The sequence below is a fragment of the Solidesulfovibrio sp. C21 genome (assembly GCF_047785625.1).
Taxonomy (GTDB): Bacteria; Desulfobacterota; Desulfovibrionia; order Desulfovibrionales; family Desulfovibrionaceae; genus Solidesulfovibrio.
This window is the reverse complement of the sequence record NZ_JBLODY010000002.1, coordinates 88,451-109,379: the sequence shown is the minus strand read 5'-3', so window position 1 is coordinate 109,379 and position 20,929 is coordinate 88,451. Positions and strand designations below refer to the sequence as shown.

The window sequence follows — 20,929 nt, the reverse complement described above, 5'->3', positions numbered from 1 at the left end:
GCAATCTGAAGCCAGGTTGTTGATGCGTTCCCCCCGGTTGCGACCTCGGGGGCGATTTTAGCGGTTGTTTTCCCCCACGGCCGGGGCGCGTTGCGACGAATCTGCCGCAACGCGTCATCTGCCGGTTTTCCCGCGCCTGCCGACCGAGGCGTCCTCTCGCCGCCCGTGCCTCATACGGTCCGGGAGGACTCGTTCGCGGTGGAATCGGCCCAGGCATCCGTGGCCAGAAGGGCCCGCTTGGCCACCAACTGAAAGTGCCGGCCGAGGATGGCCAGTTCCACGGCCACGGGCAGCGCCTTGCGCTTGGTCAGGGCTGTTTTGAAAAGAAGCTTCCAATAGTCGAACCTGGCCCGGGACAGGATGCCGATGCGCCACAAGCTCTTGATAAAGGCCTGAAAATCGCTCCAGGCAAGTTTTCCCCGGGCGGTCGGATTGTAATTTTTCAGAAAGGTATTGATGCGGTCATAGTAATACTCGGGTGCGTAAAGCGTGGACAGAAGGTTTTTGTAGCCATTGATCAGGGCTTCGCGGCGCATGGTCGGAATGAAGTTCAGGCTGGCGTCCGTGTTCTCGCCCGTGGCATTGCCAAGGAGCCGGTTTTCGGCCTTGAGTCGGCGCCATAACCGTGTCTTGGGCATGGCGGTAAGAATACCGACCATGGCCGTGACCACCCCGATTTTCTGGATGAAGCGGATTTGCTGTTCGAAGATGCCTTCCGTGTCGCTGTCGAACCCGACGATGAACCCGCCCATGACCTGTAAGCCGTTTTGATGCAGGATCTTGATGGCTTGGGAGAAATCCATGGCCACGTTCTGCTTTTTGCCGCACTCCTTGAGGCTGTCCGTGGAAGGCGTCTCGATGCCGATGAAGACCTTATGGAAATTGGCCTTGCTCATCATACCCACCAGTTCGCCATCCCGGGCCAGGTTGATGCTTGCCTCGGTCATGAATTTGAAGGGATAGCCATGCCGCGTCTGCCAGTCGATGAGCCGGGGCAGGAACTGCTTCACCGAGGCGATATTGCCGATGAAATTGTCGTCCACGATAAAGACCGGGCCGCGCCAGCCGGCGTCGTGAAGGCTTTCTATTTCATGCAGCATCTGGTCGGGGGATTTGACCCTGGGACGTCGGCCGTTGAGGACCACGATGTCGCAAAACTCGCAATCGAACGGGCAACCGCGTGAGTATTGCACGGACATGGTGACATAGTCCCGGAAGTTGATCAGATCCCATTGCGGGATGGGCGTGCAGGCGATATCCGGCCGCTCGGAGGAGGTGTAAAGAGGCTTGGGCGCTCCCCGGCGCAAGTCCTCGAGAAAGAGCGGCAGGGTGGTCTCGGCTTCGTTGAGGACGAAATGGTCCACGCCCTGGAAACGCTCGGGCTGGGCGGTAAAGGCCGGTCCGCCGGCCACGATGCATTTGCCCATGGCCCGTGCCCGGGAGATGACGTCCTTGGCGCCGGCTTCTTGTACGACCATGGCGCTTATGAAGACCATGTCCGCCCAGGCCAGGTCCTCGTCGCGAAGGGGCGCGACGTTGGCATCGACAAGTCGTTTTTCCCACCGCGCCGGCAGCATGGCGGCAACCGTCAGCAGGCCCAGCGGCGGAAAGGCCGCTTTTCGGGAAATAAACGGCAAAATATGTTTGAAGCTCCAGAAGGTATCCGGATAGATTGGATAAACCAGAAGAATTCTCATGATACAAGACCTCCCTCCGTTGGTGTATCTCAAATCTGTATCCGACATTCCCTCCCTTTTTAGCACAAAAAGCAAGGAAGTCCTTCAATAATCCTTATGATACCTCCTCCGTGTGAAGCGTTTCCCAGGGTAGAGTCCACGGAAGTGGTGTAAATTCTGGGGTCGTCCAGGCCAGGGTCCGTCTTCGTTGCCGTGGGCGGCGACCAACGCGTTGCCCTGTAACGGTGCCGATTTTTCTGGCGTTGCGTCTGAAATGTCCAAAAGTCCAAACCGGGGCCTGAGCCCCCCATGGGAATCTCCTCAGACATCCCAATGCGAAAAAGAAAGGCCCCGACTGCATAAGCCGGGGCCAGTAAATTTACGCTGTTAAAAAAGACTTATGGGTTAACGATTGCGCCTCGCCGAGAAATGTAGCGCTGGTGTTTACCACACATGGAGTTTGCCAGATTTTCTTTTTTACTGGCCTTCAAGCGCTCTACTGCGAGGAAAACTCTCCGACAATTGATTCACCCAATGGCATTTCCTCCGTTAGGGTTGCTAACAACCTTCACTTGGGACACGCCTAAGATATAGGTCCGAGGCAGATCACTGTCCAGTCCTTTTTTCAAAAGAAAAAGGGGTCACTGATTTCTCGGTGACCCCGTGGCATTTAACTTGGTGGAGCTGGAGGGAACCGAACCCACGACTTCTTGAATGCCACGTCAGCAATCCATTGAAATTATTAATCTAAAAAATGGCCATAGAGCCGTTGTTGGCTCCTGCCAACAGTCACCAGTAGCCCTGTGGCGCATCAGCCAACGGACAGCCAACAGACTGCCGACGGGTACCAAAGCATCTGTGGCTCGCCTGCCAACGGTCCTGTTGGCGCGTCAGTGGCTGCGACGTCGTGCGCCTCGTACCGAAGATTGACCCTGCCTGTAATCCATTCTATGCAGCAGCCCTGGGTTGTAAAGTCGCCCCCTCTTCCTTGACAAGTTTATACAAGAAAATCATTGTGTTGGTTAGAGGGGGGGCACGCCTCGACGCATCACAGGCCAGGGATGTTAAATTTTTTTCGAATAAGCTGTGAGTCGTAATGACCTGGAAAAGCCGATTTCAGAAATTATTCCCCCCCGATATGCAACGGCGAGGAGAGAGCTACTTTCGACGGAATGTAGTTAGCCTTGATAAGGTCACTGACTCGAAGATATCATCTGTTGTATCAGGATCAAACGATTATTTTGTCGAACTAATTGACGAGGAAATGACTGGTGCCTTTGCACAAGCGCTGTGTGAATGTCCTCATTTTAAGCGTGGCTATCTTTGCAAACATCTTTGGGCGACTATCCTTGCAGCCGACGCATTTCTTGCAAACAAAAAGACCGCCAGGGACAATGCTGTTCTGAGCGAGTCCAGTACTCCTTGGCGCTCACTCCTATTTCCAGGCCAACTGGATAAATCAAATCGCCGAAACAGGTGGGAAGGAGTACCGGGCGAGTACATGCTTCGCTACGAGCTTGCTATCACTCGCACTAAAATAACATTCTCCGCTCTTAAGCATAAGGTTCTGAAGGATGGTGGATTAGGCAGACAAATCCAACCGGCTTCCCATGACATTCTGAACGAGCAAGATCTGCCGCGAACAGACCGGTCTGTGCTTGAAATGCTTCTCTCCCTCTATTACCGTAGCATGTTTGACGGAAATCACTGGTCGAGAAGCTATTCCACGCGTAGATTCGACAGTTACAACTTAGAGCCAGTCTCAATAAAAATGTTGCTCCCTGAGATAGCTGCAACAGGTCGTTGTGTTGTCTTGCTCGACGGCCAAAAAATAGCTGACCCTTTACATCTTGGCGACCCATTCGAAGGGAAACTAGAGTTTGCGCTTGACCCAGATTCTCAGGGTAATCGCAAAAAAAATCTCGTCTATGAACCACAAGTTCGCATTGGAGATTCAATTATTCCGTGTGCGCAAATTCCTATTTTCTTGAATGCCGATCCTCTGTTTTTCATCTTCAAAGAGCAACTATACTCTCTCCATGGCCCAACCATTGAATGGGTGAGACAGATACGCAGCCATAAACATAAAGTTAAAGTGCCCAAAGCCGAAGTCAAAGAACTCTTCCAAGCTGTTGACGCGACCGACACTCCTACTGACTTGGTGATCCCTAAAGAATTTGAACCAAAGGCAGTGCTCGGCATTGAACCGCAACCATGCTTGGAAATCGAGTTTACCAATGATGAACATGTCGCGCGACTTTGGCTGGACTATGATGGTTCCGAGATTCTTTTTGACGATGCCAGGCCCGCGATTTTGGATATTGAAACATGGACGCGCACCGAACGCCACTTCGAAACCGAAAAGGCCTTCTTCAATCGCATAACCCAGTTGGGATTCGATTCCCAAGGCGCCGGGTTCACGCTGCCCCAGGCGTCGTCATGGCAGGTTCTGAAGAGCTTGGCACCCCTTGTGGAGGATGGTTGGACCATCCGTAGTCGGGACAAGCGCAAACTTCACGCCGGTAAAATTTCTGGAATGCGCGTCACCAGCGGCCTAGACTGGTTTGACCTGGAAGGAAGCGTTGCTTTTGGTGACGTAATTGTGCCACTGCCAACGGTGATGCGCGCATTTCTGCGCGGCGAACAAACGCTGCCCCTCCCCAATGGCGAAACGGGTGTTCTGCCGCAAGAATGGCTCGCCGCCAATGCTCCCGCCTTGTCTATGGCTGACACAACCCGTGCCAAGGATCTCACCCTCCGCTTCCATTCAGCCCATGCGTTGCTCTTGGATGGCTTGTTGGCCGAGACCGAGGCGTTGTCCATGGACAACGGGTTTGCCGAAAAAATACGGCGCATGAAGGACTTCGCCAGCGTCACGCGCTTCGCACCACCATCAAAATTCCAGGGGGTATTGCGTCCCTATCAACTCGAATCCCTGGGCTGGCTTGATTTCCTGAAGACCTTCGGCTTCGGTGGCATCTTGGCTGACGATATGGGTCTCGGCAAGACCGTCCAGGTTCTCTCATGGATTACCCTGGAAAAGGAACGTGGGGAATCGGGCCCGAGCTTGGTCGTTGCACCCACTTCGCTGCTTTTTAACTGGCGGGACGAGGCAGCACGATTCACGCCTGACATCCGTGTCCTCATCTACGCCGGCGTGGACCGATCCATCCACGTTGATTCCATCGAAAAGCACGACCTGATTTTGACTACGTATGGTCTCTTGCGGCGCGACGTGGCGATCCTGCGCAAGGTGCCCTGGCGGTGGCTAATCCTCGATGAGAGCCAAGCTATAAAAAATCCTGATTCCCAGACTGCCAAGGCCGCGCAAGTGGTTACTGCGGAGCACCGGCTTTGCATGACCGGCACTCCCCTGGAGAACAAGCTCGATGAGCTCTGGTCACAACTCCATTTCTTGAATCCCAATATGCTGGGGTCGCGAACTGGTTTCGACACCCGATTTTCTAAACCCATCGGCCAGGGTGACGAGACTGCAAAGAACTTACTTCTTCGCGTCATCAAGCCTTTTGTACTTCGGCGGACTAAAGAAATGGTGGCGGCGGACCTGCCGGAGAAACAAGAGTCCATAATCCACTGCGAAATGACCACGCCTCAAGCTGCTGTCTATGCTCGACTGCGTGATCACTATCGAGCGGAAATCCTCAGTGCCGTGGATGCGGCAGGGCTGAATCGTTCGAAAATGAAAGTGCTGGAGGGCCTTCTCAGGTTGCGTCAGGTTGCCTGTCATCCTGGTCTCGTCGGCGAGGAAGCCGCTGGTTCGGGGAAGCTGGAGGAGCTCATCCGCTTGCTTCACGAAGTAATGGATGAAGGGCACAAGGCCCTTGTATTCTCCCAGTTTACAAAGTTCTTGGCGATTATCCGCAAGCGGTTAGAAAGCGAGGGGATAGCTTACGAGTACCTTGATGGCCGGACCCCACCCAAAGCGAGAGAATCACGGGTGGTTACTTTCCAAGATCCATCAGGCCCGCCGGTCTTCTGTATTAGCCTTAAGGCAGGGGGCGTTGGCCTCAATCTGACGGCAGCCGACTACGTGTTTATCATGGACCCTTGGTGGAATCCCGCTGTTGAGAACCAAGCCGTGGATCGTACACATCGTATCGGCCAAGACAAAAAGGTGTTTGCTTACCGGCTCATTTCTGGGAGTACCATCGATGAAAAAGTTCTCAACCTACAGCAGGACAAACGTGAACTGGCAGAAATGCTGGAGGCGGGAGCGACATCGATGATAAGCTCATTGACCCGAGAAAACCTCGGAATGCTACTCTCTTGATGCGGTGGGTACGCAATGTGGACAGGAAACCGGGCCCAGGGCTTGTTTGCCGGCATTAAAAAAACAAATCAGGATTGACGTTGAACCGTTTGGCAAATTTTTTCGCAGCCTCTTTGCTTATCCCCCGCTTGCCGGCCAGGATAGCCGAGATATGGCTTTGCGGCGCACAATCGGTCAGGTCGGTTTGCTTCAAGCCGTGCTGCTCCATGAGGAAGCGCAAAACGGCCTTGGGTTCCACCTCGGGTATATCCACGTGCTCGGCCTCATAGGCTTCCATCTGGACGGTCAGGTAATGGAGCACGTCGGAAAGGGGGTGCGTCTCGTCGTCACGGATTGCATCTAGCAGCACGTTCACCAGATCCGCGACGCGCGCGTAGTCCTCTTCGGTCTTGATCGAGGTCACGCCAACCAATTCCTTGAACGGCATCCAAGCCTGAAGGATGGCGGCGGGATCAACAGTCGGTGTGGTGCAGTTCATTTCTCTCCCCTCTTCCAGGCGCCCTTATCGTATTCCTTGTGCGTCAAGACTGCCCGGATATATACTTTTTGCCATTCGTATCGGATCACGGCAATCAGGCGGAACTTGTTCCCGCCAATATCAAAGACCGTGAAGCCGTCAACGTAATCCGCACTCGCAAAAGTCTGCCGTATCTCGCTGAAATTCTGAAAACTTTCCCGCCGCATGATGCGATACCACGTGTCGAGCGGTTCTTTTGCGGCTGGGTGCATGGTCCAAAAATCGACAAGTGCGGGTTTTGCGATCACGTGCATATCAATTTGATATATACTTTTTTGGTATGCGTCAAGATGGAATCTTGGCAAACAAGGTGCCTAGTGTCACGTTCGCTAAATTCCAGTGATCTATGAGGAGAGCGGTTTCCCCTCGTAGGTCCATTTGAAGGGATGCGCCCGTTGCTCGTTGTAGCGCCGAATAGAGGTCATGATCTGGGAGACGAGGGCTTGCCTCGATCTCCAAAAGCCTCCCTTGAGAACGTCTTTTGTGAAGATGTTGAACCATATCTCGACTTGGTTCAGCCAAGAGGCGTACGTAGGCGTGAAGTGCAGGCTCAGGCGGCGACGTTTTTCAACCCATGCAAGGACGTCCTTGTGTTTGTGAGCGCTTAAATTGTCCGCGATAATATGGAGTTCCTTGCCTGGATTTGAACGATAAAGGTGCTTGAGAAAGTTAAGAAAATTAGTATGGTTCGTACTATCAACACAACGGCCTTCGATTGTTCCTTCATGTACCGAGAAAGCAGCGAGAAGACAGGTTGTCCCGTTGCGCTTATAAGTTGCTGTCAATCGTTTCGGTTGGCCTGGGCGCATTGGCAAAAGTGGCTGCGTCCTGTCGAGCGCTTGAATTTGCGATTTCTCATCGACGCACAAGACAATGTCGTTGACTGGCGGTTCCATATAGAGGCCAATAATAGTTGTTTGCTTGGAAGCAAATTCTGGGTCAGGACTTTTCCCGCATCAGTGCTTCACTTTGTGGGGTTTGAGGTCTCCAGCATTGAGAATTTCATGGATTGTCGAAACGGAATAGCCGACAGCATCAGCCAGTTTTCGCATGCTCCAACGGGTGCTCCCGTCGAGTGGCTTCGTGCAGGCAAGGGCCATGACCTCAAGGCGTTGTTCTTGTGTGATGGTTTGGGGACGGCCTCGTCCAGGCTCATCGGCAAGGCCCTCGAATCGATCAGCGGCAAACCGCTTACGCCACTTCAGGCAAGCGTTGACACTCAGGCCGGTGCGCTTGGAAATTTCCTGCAACGACAACCCTTCAGCAGCGGAAAGGACGACCCGCGCCCGAACGCCCATGCGCTGCTGCGTGGTGCCAGATGCCGCCAAAAGTCTCAAGGCGGTCGTCTCTTCCTCAGACAATTCAAGGCGCTTAATAGGTGCTCCCATCCCGATCCTCCCGGGATGAAATATATCAATATTATTTCACGAACGCAACACTAGAATGCGCACCTGGTGGTCATCGAAGGCGACTCCTACCGGGGGCGGTATCGTCCTGGTGGCGTAACCGACACGAAGCTCCTCCTTGATTGGAGCAACGAGGCCAGATTCAAAGGCGATGCGGGAGAAGGGCCAGAGCTTGCGCTTACGATTGCTGTGGGCTGTTATTTTTTTTGATCAACAGATCGGTTTGGCTTTGGCCTCTCCGCCAACTGGGAAGAGTTTTTTTCTTTTTCCTGACGGTTTTGTTTGGAGTTTGGACGCGCTAACCATGTAAGAAATTCTTTCTTTGCCTGATTGGCCAGTTTTACCACCTCCTTGTATTTCGTTGCATTTTTGTTCCCATCCAAGGTTAAATTGCGACCAATAGCCAGAGCACCTATAATGGTCCCAAGCCGATCGTATTCAGGAGTTATGACATACTCTAGAAAGATTAAATCTCCATGGGCATTTATATAGTGAAGCTTGATGCAGTCAGGAATCCCTCCAGTTAAAACTTTTGTGAGTTTATTTACATAATATGCGTAGTCTCTGGCAGGTGTCCTATGTATATAGATAGGTGGCAGCCCAAGTATGTCTTTTGCAAGATAACCACTGGTTTTTTCCCAGGCATGATTCGCGTAAGTCGGGCACAAGTGACGATCATAATGAATGACAATAAAAGAACTTTTTTCTGCAAATTCATGGTATTGTGGGTTTGCTCGGCGTGTTATTTTGCGCGAATTAAGATGGCCTGTAGTGTCAAAAATGATTATCGTGATATAACATTTTGCTTTATAATAAAATCTCAATAAAAAAACTTCAAGATTAATGGTGTTGTTGATATCAATTTGCAGGCTTATCCTTTGACTCCGTGGCCGGCCATCCGCAAGAGTTGATTCAAACGATTGAATCAAACCGGCTTTGCCCCAGGACTCGATAGTTTGACAAGTTGGGAGATGTGAAGAAGCATCTTCCTTCCCAAAAATTTCTGTCAAAATTTGATTAGAGAATACGCATTCACCAGTCTCCCCATCGTAGATAAGGAGACCTGCTGGCGAGTTTGCGAGGAGCATGTCGGCAATGATCGCAATGGATGGATTATCCTGCATTAAAATATACCGCCGCCCTCTAACCATGTCAATTTAACATAGTGGTGCCTGAAATAAATATAAAAACAGTCTATTCAAGCTTGGCAATAGCCGCATCGAAAGCTTCTGGATTTAGCTTTTTGAGAATACATATTATTTCTTCTTGAAGAAATGGTTTGCTTATAAATGCATTCACAATTCCACGATTTATTGCTTGTTGTACAGAAATATCAGCTTCGTAATAATATCCAGAAATCATCACAATGTTTACATTGCAATCCGCTTGGCGAATAGAATTGGCCAAATCCAAGCCATCTATATCTGGTAACATGGCGTCAATAAAAACGAAACTAAACATCTGGTTGTTTAGCAATTCGAGCGCGTCACGGGCATTAGTAGAAGTGGTCGTAGGAAACCCAGCGTTATTAAAAATATGCTGAAGAGACCAGCAAATATCCACTTCATCATCTACAATTAAAATCATATCGCATTAACCATTATAATCTATTGGCATGACGTGTTTACTAAAGATAGAGTCACCGTAAACATCGTACCTCTTTCACAGTTACTTGAGACTTCTATACTGCCGCCATGCTGCTTAATGATTGAATAGCAAATGGACAGGCCAAGACCCATTCCCTGGCCGACAGGCCAAGTCGTATAGAATGGATCAAAAATTTTATCCAAATATTCAGGTGAGATGCCGTGGCCTGTATCGGCGATACGCACATGGATCTCATCATTGTTAATCTCCATTTCAGTCGTAATCGCTCCCCCCTCGGGCATCATGGCATGAATCGCATTCAAGTATATATTCAAAAAAGCCTGCTGCAAAAGCCCCTCGATGCCACTCACGAAGAGAGGATGTCCCGGCAGATGACGAATGATATCCACCTTCTGTATTTTCGCTTGGTTGCTGATTAGATCCAAGGTTGACTCCAACAAAACCAGCAGGTTGATTTCGCGAAGTTCCATCAGGGCCGCCGGTCGGGCAAAGCGCAACAGGTTTTCGATAATGACGGAAGCGCGCTTGATGCCGGTAAGAATTTTTTGGGCGCACAACTGTCTAAATTCATCTGTGGTATTGTCTTCCTGGATGAATTGGGCCGCGGAAACACAGATAGCCAGCGGATTGCGGAGCTCGTGCGCAATACCGCCCGCCATGACGCCCAATGCGGCCAGTTTTTGTAATTGGAGCAATTGCGCTTCCTGCTTGCGACGTTCGCTCAAATCCCTGCCTACCGCTACCATGCCGGTGGTCTGGCCTTGGTGGTCACGCATGGGCGAACAGACCCAGGAGACCTGAATCCAGCTGCCATCGCTGGTCATAAGACTCCACTCGCCCATCTGTGTATCCCGGCCCGCGCGCAGATTTGAAAAAACCGCCAGGATATCTTCATGATGGTCGGACATGCACAAATCAAAAAATGTGCGCCCCCGTACCTGATAGAACTTAAAACCGGAATGTTCTTCGGCGGAGGGGTTCCAGGTCAAAATACTTCCGTCCAAGTCCGTGGATACGATAATGTCGCTGGCACTTTCCACGATACTGGCCAAGTGCCGTTCCACCCTGCGGACTTCTTCGTTCAGGCGGACCTTTTCCGTAACATCGTCCATAAGGAGCATGGCAGTTTCTACGGTACCCTGCCAGGAAAAAGGAAGAATGCTGTAATAGTAGATGCGCAAGGGGATACCGGGTGCGCGGTACGTGAGTCGCTCTCCCTGAATATCCTTGTTGTCATCAAAGACACGCCGGATCTGTCCGATGATGTCCACTTGGTCGAGGATGATGGCGGGTAACACCTTCGAGAGGTTGAACCCGATTGTATTCTCCAGTGAACAGCGCATTTTTTGAAAAAAATTCCGATTGGCCGACACAATGCGAAGATCACGATCAATAAGTAATACGGAAGATGGAATTGCTTCCAACAACATCTCATAGAGCTTCTTATAGCGATACATTGCCTCAAGATGCGCCGATCCTGCTAATTGCTGCTCAAACTCCATGTCCTATTCTCCAGCCTTGCTTAATCAGTCTACTCCCAGGCGTAGTCGAATGGCAGGCAGATGTCACAAAGTTATATGGTGGCCATGGACCTGTTAGCAACATCTTGGCAGATTCCTTCGAACGATAAACCTCGAAGGCTTGTTGAAATGCAGCGACGCCGTTACGGCGTACAAGAAAATACACAGATACCCATGGCGAAAGCGGATTGGGCGGATCGTTTGCAGACTTGACCCACCACCCGTCCAGCGCCTGGCCGCAGCGCGTGATCATCTGCTCACAGGCATGGCGCCACTGGGCTTCGCGCGCATAATGCTCGGCTCGATGTCGCAAAAAGTCCGTTCCGGTTGTCCCGGGGCAGGCCGGCGCAGCGATGGCAGCCGCGGAGGCCTCCCCGCTTGGTGGTTGCATGCGTATGCCAAGTTCCACGCAATCGGCGAGTTCGCCGAGGAGAATCCCGTATTCCTCGTGACGCTCTGCAATCTTTTGCATGACCTGCGGCATCTCTTGCGCTACACAGCCATAACGCAGCGGAATGACGGGACACTGAGCATGCAGGGCGGCAACGACATGGGCATAGGCATGCAGTTGTTCGATAGGCGGCTGCAAGGCTGGCGGAACGAACTGAGAGATGACGGCGTAAAGACCATTATCTCCGACAAACCGCACAGGCTTGCCGTCGACACCTGCCGGGGCAAGGAGCTTTTTCGGCTGTTGGCAAGCGAGAATACAGTAGATGAGCCAGCTCATGCGGGGCCTTCCGTTTCCAGGCATGGCGCGAAACTGTAGGGTGGCCAGGGACCGCTGTCCTCCACGATGAGAGCCCCTTTGCCCCACGCTCCTTTGACGGTTTCCAAACAGTCCCGGAAGCGTTGACCGTTTTCCTTGGGCACCCAGCAAGCCAGGTTTAAAAGCATTGCCCGCCCCTCACCGGCCGGGGAGGACTGTAATTCCCGCCGGCGACAGTCAGCGGTCACCCCTTCCAGGCATTCCTCGATCTCTCGACCATACTGCTGCATTTTCCGGGAAGCCTCGCGTCCCAGTCCCTTGCGGAGTCGCTGCTCCTCCAGGTAGCGTTTGCCCGGCGGCAAAGCGGTCAGATACGCTTCCTGCCGCGCAGAGGTTTCGGCCCAAAGCGCCTCGGTGCCCTTGGTTCGGTCCCAATAGACCTTGACCGCCCATTCCTCGGCGGCACCGGCCTTTTCCAAGAAGGACAAAATCGTCGCATACGCGGTTCGCAAGACCTGTTCCAGGGCGTCCCAGCTGGAAAAGACCGTACCCAGCCGCGTCGGGAGCACGCCGGCCGTACGCATGACCCCTTCCACCACCGCTTCATGGCCCATAGCTTGCCGCAGCGTCCGGGCTGAGGCCTCGGCCGTACCATCGTTCTCGCCGCCCAGTGTGGCCAGCGAGACCTCGCTAACCACGGCGGCGATATCCCGATAGGGGCATATGGCCACAGGTCCCAGCCCCTCCGCCATCGTGCCCGCGAAGGAACCCAGCCCTCCCAAGCGGGTCAGACAGAACAGGTATACTACGTTAGCCATGCGACTGCTCCCGCGCCTCCTTCAGGGCTGCCTCCAGATCGGCCGGCTCGACCTGCAACCGGGGCGGTTTGTCCGGAGCTATGGACACCTCCGCAACAGCCCGGCGAACGGCGCGCATGGCGGCGTTCGTGCAGATGGAAGCGATGACGGCCCCGCTTTGCCCTTCGGTGGCATCGGCCAACGCTTCCACCGGGATGTCCGCGGCCAACGGCTTATGCCGCAGATGTATCTTGAAGATCTCCAGCCGGTCCGGTTTGTCCGGAAGGGGGATCGTAACGGTCGCATCGAACCGGCCAGGGCGGATGACAGCCTTGTCCAGCATGTCCGGCCGGTTGGTGGCCCCGAGTACGAAAACGCCCCTGAGTTCTTCAATGCCGTCCAGTTCCGCCAGAAACTGGCTCAGCACCCGTTGGGATACATGGGAGTCCGAGCCCCCGGCGTCCCTTGTGGGCAACAGGGCATCGATTTCATCGAGGAAAATGATGCACGGAGCGGCCTGCTTGGCTTTGCGGAAGATATCCCTGACGCCCCGCTCGGATTCGCCCACGTATTTGGATAACAGCGCGGCCCCCTTCACGGAAATGAAGTTGACCTGGCTTTCCGTGGCCAGGGCCTTGGCCAGCATGGTTTTGCCGCAGCCGGGCGGACCGGCCAGGAGAACGCCCTTGGGCGGCCGTATCCCCGCCTGGGCAAAAAGCGCCGCGTATTTGAGCGGCCATTCCACCGCCTCCCGGAGCCGGTCTTTGATCAGGCCCAGGCCGCCGACATCCTCCCAGCGCACATCCGGCACCTCCACGAACACCTCCCGGATCGCCGAGGCCTCGACTTCACGCAAGGCGGCCAGGAAGTCGTCCATGTGCACTTCGAGACGCTTCAGCAGCTCATAGGGAATATGCGCCAAGGCCAGATCCATGTCCGGCATGAGACGGCGCAAGCAACGCATGGCCGCTTCCCGGCACAGGGCTTCCAGGTCGGCCCCGACAAAACCGTGTGTGATGTCGGCCACGTGTCCCATATCCACATCCTCGGACAGAGGCATGCCCCGGCTGTGGATTTCCAGGATCTCCCTGCGCCCGATGCGGTCCGGAATGGGAATGGCGATTTCCCTGTCGAAACGGCCGGGGCGACGCAGGGCCGGATCGAGCGCATTGGGCAGATTGGTGGCCGCAATGACGATGACGTTTTGCCGTTTGGACAGGCCGTCCATGAGGGCGAGCAACTGGGCCACGATCCGTTTTTCCACGTCGCCGACGGCCACCTCCCGGCGGGGGGCTATGGAATCGATTTCGTCCAAAAAGACGATGCTCGGCCCCTTGCGGCTGGCCTCCTCGAAGATCTTGCGCAGATGCGCCTCGGATTCGCCGTAGAACTTGTGCACGATTTCCGGTCCGCTCACGGAGAAGAAATGGGCGTCCGTCTCATGGGCGATGGTCCGGGCGATCAAGGTCTTGCCGCATCCCGGGGGGCCGTAGAGCAAAACGCCCTTGGGGGCGTCGATTCCGAGGCGCTCGAAAAGTTCCGGATACCGCAACGGCAGTTCGATCATTTCCCGGATGCGGTGGAGCTGTCCCCTGAGCCCCCCGATGTCCTCGTAGGACATTGACCGCGGGGCCTCCTCGGCGGGTTTCTGATTGATCGTCAGCACCGTGGTGGGGTTGATGAAGACCGGTCCCTTGGGCGTCAGGCCTTCCACCTTGAAATCGGCGGAGCGGCTGCCGAAAAGCGTGGCGCGGATTCGGTCGCCCTCCAAAACGGGCAATCCGTCCAGAAGGCTGCCGATGTACTTGAGGTCGCGTTCGGCCGGGACGAGGCTGACCGGAGCGAGCTGCACCCGTTCGGCCGCGCGGCAGGTCGTTTTGCGGACCTGGACGAATTCGTCCAGACCTGCCCCCGTGTTGTCCCGGGTCAGGCCGTCGAGCTGCACCCGCGATTGGCCGCGCAAGTCCATGTAGGCCGGCATGACCCGGCAAACGGTCGTGCGCTTGCCGACGATCTCCACGGCATCGCCGATGCTGAGGCCCAGGCGTTCCATGTCTTCAGGCCCCATACGGGCGTACGCCCGACCGACATCCTTGCTGAGCGCTTCCGTCACCCTGAGCTTCAGCGTGGCCACGTTCTCGGAGCCTTGCATGTCGTTCCCCGCTTTCTTTTTCATTGGACGCACTTGATCCTGAGAATACCGTTGTTGCAGGATACCTCCATCTTCTCCCGGGGATAACTGCCGGGAAGAAGGAGTTCCTTGCGGTATTTCTTGTCATCCGTGACCGCTTCGATGGTGAGCAGGTCGTCCGTGACCTTGAGGCTGACGTCCTCGCTGCTGATCCCGGGCATCTCGGCCACAACGAGGAGGTGGTCAGCCTCTTCGAAGATATCGACGACCGGCTCCCGGATTTCCTGAACCTCCGCCTCTTCGGCCTCTTCGGCCGGGTGCACGTTGCCGAAGGGTTCCACCTTGATGTCCTGATCCCCCAGGCCCATCTTGACGGAAAAGCCGTACACCCCTTTGAGCCCCTTCCCTTGGCCCTGGCCGGAAAATGTCCCGCTTCGCTTCAGTTCCTCGCCTTTCTCGGCCAGGTAGCCGACTTTTTCGATGAGTTCCACCAACCCTGTGAACAGACTGCGGACACCGGAACCCAGATTGTCTTCCCCGGAGGTCTTCTTCTTTTTAGGCATGCCGCTACCCCTTACCCTTGTTTTTTGAAGCCAAATTGTTTGAGTTTCGTATGGATCGTTTTGTAATCGATATGTAGAAGCCTTGCTGCCTCGGCTTTGTTCCCGCCAGTGTATTCCATGGTCCGGATGAGGATCTGTTTTTCGATGGAATTTACTTCATCGCGCACAATTTCCTTGAGCGAATGGCCATTCCATGGATTATTATGTATCGACCTTGCGACATGGACGACTGAGACAGAAACTTTTTTTATATCGATGTGCCTTTCTGTAATGGTATCCTCGGCCACAAGAACCGCACGCCGCATAACTGACCGCAACTGGCGGACATTTCCAGGCCAGTTGTAGTCTACGAGAAGCTCCATGCAGGAATCGGATATCCCGTTCACTGTTTTATGCAGCTCGGCATTGGTGAGGCTCAAGAACCGCTGGCACAAATAGGGAATATCTTCTTTGCGCTCACGCAAGGGAGGGACAACCAGCGTGAATTCGTTCAGGCGGAAAAACAGATCGCTGCGCATGGACGCCGTATCCAGGTGCGTCAGATCCTGATTGGTCGCCGCCAGGAGCCGCACGTCCGTCATGAGCGGGGTGGTGGCCCCCAGGCGGCAGACCTCTTTCTCCTGGAGCGCGCGCAGCAGCTTGGCTTGCGAGCACAGCGGCAGGTTGGATATCTCGTCCAGAAACAGCGTCCCTCCTTTGGCGACCTCGAATTTCCCCGGCTTGTTGCCGACAGCGCCGGTGAACGCCCCCTTCTGATAGCCGAAAAGCTCGCTTTCGATGAGGGTGTCGGGGATGGCCCCGCAATCGACCGGGATGAAAGGACCTTTGGCCCGTGGACTAAGCTGGTGGATGGCGCGGGCCACGAGGTCCTTACCGGCGCCGGTTTCGCCCTGGATCAGGACGCTGAACTCGGATTTGGCCACCTGGTGGACCTTTTCGATGATGCGCATGACGGATTCGCTGCCGCCCATGAGTTCACGCAACGACGCATCGCCGGCCGCCCGGTCGGCCAGGTCCAGCAGCCGTTTCCGATGCGCTCTTTCCTTCAAGGCGCGGCGGACGGTGTGGACGACCTTGGTGTGTTCGAACGGTTTGGGGAGGTAATCGTGGGCTCCGGCTTTCATCGCATCCACCGCTCCGGTGACATGCGGAAAGGCGGTGATCATGATGACGGGCAGGTCCGGGTCGAACTCCTTGACCCATTTGAGGAGCTCCATCCCTCCCATGCCGGGCATTTTGATGTCGACCAGAATCAGATCGGGCTTTTTGAGCGCGATCAGTTTGATGGCGGTTTCGCCGTCCTGGGCGGTCAGGCCGAGCAAGCCTTCGCGCTCCATGAGGTGCGAAAGCATAAGACAGATATCCGCCTCGTCATCGACGATCAAAACACGACTGTTGTGCAACGACATTTTACCCCCTGGAACTGCTAAGAGGCTGATACAGAGGGAATTCCACTCCTATATCCTGATCAAGCAAGCCTTCCAGTGAATGCAGCATTCCCAGAAAAAGAATGCCGACTTCACCTGGAAGAAGCGTTTCGTTGATCCGCTTGGCGATGAACTGATCGCGGTGTTCGAGCAGCGGATCGGCGCCGCGGGATTGCGTCGCCGGCGATTTTTGGGATAGGGGAACGGTTCCCTCAGGCGCCAGGGCTTGCCTGGCAATCTGGTACTCCAAAAGGAGAAGCTCAGCTGACTCGGTCCCCATCAGCGTCGCGCCCTTGTGTATCAGGCGCAACAGGAGTTGGTGGTTTCTGCTTCCCGCTTGTGCCAGATCCGTCACGATTTCCCTTTCGCGTCCGCAGACCGGCAATCCGTCTTGGTACAATCGGACCTTGCCCCACTCCAGAGGCAAAACTTCCGCGACCTGCTCTGTATAACTCCAGATGGATTCTATAGACTTATATTTATCAATCAGGACCTTCAAACCGAATTTTTGAAGGTTTTTCTGTAAAACTGTTTTTCCAAGCCCGCCCATGTCGGCCAGAGTATGCACGATCGGAAAATAAATAAGCCTCCGAGGGATATGATTCAGGCTTTCGCTATCTGGCATGGTGCAGGTATTCCCTCTTTTGCCAATTCCCCTCGTCCAGGATGAACCGTCACGGATTCATTGTGGGGAGTGACCGCTTAAACGCACTTGTGCGAAGTGCCTGTCGAACAGTTTTGTCAGTCTTATAAGATGCGCAAAGTGGTCTCCCTGCCATTGGGATCAAAGTGTGCAGCGCATGTAAAGTAATGTCGCGCGTCCTCTTCAATGGTTACAAGCCAAAACATGCTCGTGTAGGATTGATTATTTTGCGTATAACACAAAATTTATATAAATATCATATAATTAAAGCCGGTACCTTTTCAAGCATCGCTCCTAGTTACGTACAGGATAAATCACCTGTCCGTTCTTTGGCAAGCAGAAATAGAAAAAAACGGGTATTGAGTGGCAATTTTAAAAGTACATCGGAGCAGTGCGGTTTAGTAAAAATAAAATATATTGATAAAGCAGGAGGTTGTAAAATATATTTTTGATAATCATTCCTTTAAGGCGCCATCTTTGCAAAACAATTTAAGGCCAGCGCCCATATATGAGATATTGGTGCATGGTATTATGATTCATTTAACCGGCATACATAAAATATCTTGTTGTAATTTTGTTTTGATGCAATAAAAATATACAACGTCTGTGAAAAAATTATTGCCACAGAAGAACAGTAAGACAACACTTTATTCGGATATACTAGTCTGCATCAGATTGTCTTGCGCCCTCAATCGCAGATTCAATTTTATTCAATCGCCTTTCTATATTTCCGATGGAATCTGAAATCTCCGCCGGTTGTGGGGCCGTCATGAAGGCCGGGTTGTTTGTCCACCACTCCAGACCCATTTCGCGAGCCTTGTCGACAGAGCAGATGATTAATCTGATTTGAATGGTCAGTAATTCCACTTCAACCAAATTGATTTTTATATCGCCGGCTATAACAATGCCCTTGTCCAGCAAGCGTTCAAGAAGGTCGGCCAAGTTTGTGCTGTGCAAGGAATTCGGAATGCCATCGGCTGTATTGTGATGGGTCGCCATAATCTCTCCTTCAATAACAAAGCAACAGAAAAGTTTCTGACTATCTGTTTATATATACGGCCGCCGCGTCTCGCGTCAGCCACTAAAACAAGCGACCAAGGGGGCCAAGATCCAAATTCAGATCTTCCTCTTCCAGGTTGAACGCCTGGCGAAGACGATTGAGTTCCTCGCCTTGCTGCATCAGGGTAAGCCCCAATTTTTCAATTTCGGCAGCGGATAGAGCCCCTCCCTCTATCCGGCGGATGGCTTGACGTTCCAAAAGTTCATGCAACAATTTTATGATGCACAGAACAAGTTGTGCCAAGCCGTTTTTAAGATTCTCCTCATTGATATTGAGCTTCCTCCTGTGACCAGAATCGCAGGAAATCCCTGAATTGGAAGGTGTATCATCCTGCTTGAGCATCATGAGCAATCTCCCCTGTGTCGTGTCGCATACCGGATACTGACCTGGTATCGATTTGCATATTTTAAATGTTGACTATTCAATTGTTTTCTTTCGAGCTGTTTCGACGGACGAGAGCAATATCTGGACATTCAGGTACAACAGATCAATATTAGCTATGGAAATGGTCAATTCGCCGAAGATGACAGCGCCTTTGTTCAAAACCCTGTCAAGAGCTTCACACAAGCTTACCTCTTCGTACTCTTCTGCCGGGATATCATATGTTGTAGGCATGGTTACTTGGTGCTCCCGCTGAGTAGTATAAAGCATGTCCCAATTCGCCGAGGCAATGCAAACCAATTGGCTCGTCCTGACAATATACCAATGTCTGATGTAAATACGGAAAATATTTCCGATATTGGTCAATAATGACTGATTCTCTTTGGTGTATGTTTGAGCATAATTTACAGTTACTTGGTCTAGTGGTCATATTAATAATAAGCGCTGGCGTATGTACTTTGGCTTTGGCACAAGATGCCAGGAGATCATCAGTTTCGAGAAAGGCCATCTGTGTGGGGATAGTGACAACGTAAACAGCCGTGGTTATCGGGTTGCGCATAATATTGATAAAAAGCTTAAGTTTCTTGGATAATTGAACCAATCTGTTGGAAAATTTGGGGAGATGCATGACAAGGTTGTATTTTAGCATAATATCGAAAATGGTTTGCAACCAATCTTCGATCATATGTGGCATTTCCAACAATCGAATGAGATGGCCGGTTGGAGATGCATCGAGAATAAGTATGCGCTGATTGGCGTCGAAATAATCCATGGCTGTGGCTAAAGCCATGATTTCATTAAGTCCTGTCGGTGTAACATCAAGCAACCGCTCCATGACTGTGCGATCAAACGGCATATCAAAGTGCTGCAGAACATTGGAGAAGACATCCCGTATTTCAGATTCATACATCGCCTTGAAAGATGCGTAGGAGGCTGCAGCATCGATTTCTATGGCCGAGAAGCCTTGCTCCAGTCGCACCACCTCCGGCCCGACCGGACGTTTGAGGCAGTCGGCGATCGAATGAGCCGGATCCATCGAAAACAAAAAAACTTCCTTGCCTGGATACGCATTGACCAGGCGTGTAGCAGTTGCGCAGGCCACGGTCGTCTTTCCCACGCCACCTTTCCCTGCAAAAATGAGTAATCGATTCGCCTCGGTCGGGAGCGGCAACGGGGAGTCGATCCGAGGGCTATGATGCTCGTCTTCGGCTGGCAGAAAGAGTTGCGGCGCACTGAGCGTCGTGGCCTTTTCCCAAAATGTTTCAAGGCTGGCGCCCCGTACCTCTTCGGATTGCAACGGAATTCCAAACAGACAATGCCCAGATTTCTTCAGCCTTGAATAGCAAACCGCGAGGGCCTGCTGCTGGCGACGATACTTGGCAGCGCACACCGGACATTCGCTTTTGGAAAAGAGCCGGTTGACCACGATGTCTATACTGCGTATTTTTTCCCGATGAAGTTCTATGAGCAGACGGGCTGTCTCCAGAATACTCAATTCTTCAGCCAACATAACCACAACGAAACAACAACGGCTGTGATCATGTAAAAGCGTTTCCGTGCGCTTTAAAGCGCCATCCATATCTAGAATGAAGATGTCAAGCTCGTCGCGGAAAGCATGCTTTTGAAAACGATACCGCATGAACCTATTTTTTTCGAGCAGTGCATCCAAAGCACGGAGCCATGTCTTGATCACTTCCGGCATACTGAGAAGATTGAGCGTGTGCCCCGTTGGTGCCGTGTCAACGAGTACAGTCGAATACTGTCCTGAATCAATCCAGGACCCGATTTCGAACAAGGCCATGGCCTCATCGAGTCCCGGCAGTGAAAGATCCAAAATTTTGTCGATATCTTGGCTGTCAAAAAAAGTACCCTTCGCCACGATTTCCAAGAGCTTTTGCCGGTGCTTGGCCTTGAACGCCTCCAGACATCGCTGCGCATTGATTTCTATGACCCGGAGATTCTCCGGGAGCGTGAGGTCGGCGAGGCTGTCGGCCAGGGAATGGGCCGGATCCGTGGAGACCAGCAGAAATTCAGACTGCCGTGAGGCGCGGGCCAAATGCAACGCAGCGGCGGTCGCGCAGGTGGTTTTTCCTACGCCGCCTTTCCCCCCGAAAAACAGGAGTTGCGGTACGGGCGGGCGGAAAAAAGAAGGTTCCTCCCCGCAATGAGCCGGTCCATCTGCATGAGGAATCATGGAGAG

Annotated in this window: 18 protein-coding genes and 2 pseudogenes; 2 read left to right on the top strand and 18 right to left on the bottom strand. The window is 53.0% G+C overall.

The window, feature by feature from the left end; all coding sequences use genetic code 11:
* Positions 1-170: 170 nt before the first annotated feature.
* Positions 171-1,697, bottom strand: coding sequence for a B12-binding domain-containing radical SAM protein (locus ACMZ6R_RS01250; RefSeq protein WP_416108886.1), 1,527 nt, complete (start codon positions 1,695-1,697; stop codon positions 171-173).
* A 1,075-nt stretch (positions 1,698-2,772) separates the two neighbouring features.
* On the opposite strand from ACMZ6R_RS01250, the pseudogene ACMZ6R_RS01245 reads away from it, so the two are divergent.
* Positions 2,773-3,021: pseudogene (locus ACMZ6R_RS01245) on the top strand (SWIM zinc finger family protein); the annotation flags it as partial.
* A 156-nt stretch (positions 3,022-3,177) separates the two neighbouring features.
* On the top strand, positions 3,178-5,967 hold the full coding sequence (locus ACMZ6R_RS01240; protein ID WP_416108939.1) for a DEAD/DEAH box helicase: 2,790 nt from the start codon (positions 3,178-3,180) through the stop codon (positions 5,965-5,967).
* A gap of 55 nt (positions 5,968-6,022) precedes the next feature.
* On the opposite strand, the gene ACMZ6R_RS01235 is transcribed toward ACMZ6R_RS01240, so the two are convergent.
* The 17 genes and pseudogenes from ACMZ6R_RS01235 to ACMZ6R_RS01155 all read right to left on the bottom strand — a co-directional run bounded on the left by ACMZ6R_RS01235 (position 6,023) and on the right by ACMZ6R_RS01155 (position 20,923).
* Complete coding sequence (locus tag ACMZ6R_RS01235) at positions 6,023-6,445, bottom strand: helix-turn-helix domain-containing protein (RefSeq protein ID WP_416108884.1); 423 nt, start codon at positions 6,443-6,445, stop codon at positions 6,023-6,025.
* Positions 6,442-6,738 carry a type II toxin-antitoxin system HigB family toxin gene (locus ACMZ6R_RS01230; protein ID WP_416108882.1) on the bottom strand — a complete coding sequence of 99 codons (297 nt, stop codon included), beginning with the start codon at positions 6,736-6,738 and terminating at the stop codon, positions 6,442-6,444. The genes ACMZ6R_RS01235 and ACMZ6R_RS01230 overlap by 4 nt, the downstream gene beginning before the upstream one ends.
* Before the next feature lie 90 nt (positions 6,739-6,828).
* Positions 6,829-7,416, bottom strand: a pseudogene (locus ACMZ6R_RS01225) (IS630 family transposase); the annotation flags it as partial.
* A gap of 24 nt (positions 7,417-7,440) precedes the next feature.
* Positions 7,441-7,872 (bottom strand): helix-turn-helix domain-containing protein, encoded by a 432-nt coding sequence (locus ACMZ6R_RS01220; protein WP_416108881.1) that lies wholly within the window; start codon positions 7,870-7,872, stop codon positions 7,441-7,443.
* Between the two features lie 215 nt (positions 7,873-8,087).
* Complete coding sequence (locus ACMZ6R_RS01215) at positions 8,088-9,014, bottom strand: PAS domain S-box protein (protein ID WP_416108880.1); 927 nt, start codon at positions 9,012-9,014, stop codon at positions 8,088-8,090.
* Positions 9,015-9,084: 70 nt separating this feature from the next.
* Positions 9,085-9,477, bottom strand: coding sequence for a response regulator (locus ACMZ6R_RS01210; protein WP_416108879.1), 393 nt, complete (start codon positions 9,475-9,477; stop codon positions 9,085-9,087).
* A 20-nt stretch (positions 9,478-9,497) separates the two neighbouring features.
* Entirely contained in the window at positions 9,498-11,000 is a 1,503-nt protein-coding gene (locus ACMZ6R_RS01205) for a PAS domain S-box protein (protein WP_416108877.1), read from the bottom strand.
* Positions 10,990-11,748 (bottom strand): GvpL/GvpF family gas vesicle protein, encoded by a 759-nt coding sequence (locus ACMZ6R_RS01200; protein ID WP_416108876.1) that lies wholly within the window; start codon positions 11,746-11,748, stop codon positions 10,990-10,992. The genes ACMZ6R_RS01205 and ACMZ6R_RS01200 overlap by 11 nt, the downstream gene beginning before the upstream one ends.
* Positions 11,745-12,545 carry a GvpL/GvpF family gas vesicle protein gene (locus ACMZ6R_RS01195; RefSeq protein WP_416108874.1) on the bottom strand — a complete coding sequence of 267 codons (801 nt, stop codon included), beginning with the start codon at positions 12,543-12,545 and terminating at the stop codon, positions 11,745-11,747. The genes ACMZ6R_RS01200 and ACMZ6R_RS01195 overlap by 4 nt, the downstream gene beginning before the upstream one ends.
* Positions 12,538-14,676, bottom strand: a complete 2,139-nt coding sequence (locus ACMZ6R_RS01190; RefSeq protein ID WP_416108872.1) for a CDC48 family AAA ATPase — start codon at positions 14,674-14,676, stop codon at positions 12,538-12,540. Before ACMZ6R_RS01190 ends, ACMZ6R_RS01195 begins: the two co-directional genes overlap by 8 nt.
* A gap of 20 nt (positions 14,677-14,696) precedes the next feature.
* Positions 14,697-15,218, bottom strand: coding sequence for an Hsp20/alpha crystallin family protein (locus ACMZ6R_RS01185; RefSeq protein WP_416108870.1), 522 nt, complete (start codon positions 15,216-15,218; stop codon positions 14,697-14,699).
* An 11-nt stretch (positions 15,219-15,229) separates the two neighbouring features.
* Complete coding sequence (locus ACMZ6R_RS01180) at positions 15,230-16,627, bottom strand: sigma-54-dependent transcriptional regulator (protein ID WP_416108869.1); 1,398 nt, start codon at positions 16,625-16,627, stop codon at positions 15,230-15,232.
* A 1-nt stretch (position 16,628) separates the two neighbouring features.
* Positions 16,629-17,270, bottom strand: coding sequence for a hypothetical protein (locus ACMZ6R_RS01175; protein WP_416108867.1), 642 nt, complete (start codon positions 17,268-17,270; stop codon positions 16,629-16,631).
* Between the two features lie 678 nt (positions 17,271-17,948).
* On the bottom strand, positions 17,949-18,287 hold the full coding sequence (locus ACMZ6R_RS01170; protein ID WP_416108865.1) for a gas vesicle protein: 339 nt from the start codon (positions 18,285-18,287) through the stop codon (positions 17,949-17,951).
* A gap of 82 nt (positions 18,288-18,369) precedes the next feature.
* Positions 18,370-18,693 (bottom strand): gas vesicle protein K, encoded by a 324-nt coding sequence (locus ACMZ6R_RS01165; protein ID WP_416108864.1) that lies wholly within the window; start codon positions 18,691-18,693, stop codon positions 18,370-18,372.
* Between the two features lie 72 nt (positions 18,694-18,765).
* Positions 18,766-18,963, bottom strand: coding sequence for a gas vesicle protein (locus ACMZ6R_RS01160; RefSeq protein WP_416108863.1), 198 nt, complete (start codon positions 18,961-18,963; stop codon positions 18,766-18,768).
* The gene (locus ACMZ6R_RS01155) at positions 18,947-20,923 is read right to left on the bottom strand and encodes an ArsA family ATPase (RefSeq protein WP_416108862.1); all 1,977 of its coding nucleotides are present in this window, start codon (positions 20,921-20,923) and stop codon (positions 18,947-18,949) included. The genes ACMZ6R_RS01160 and ACMZ6R_RS01155 overlap by 17 nt, the downstream gene beginning before the upstream one ends.
* Positions 20,924-20,929: the final 6 nt, after the last annotated feature.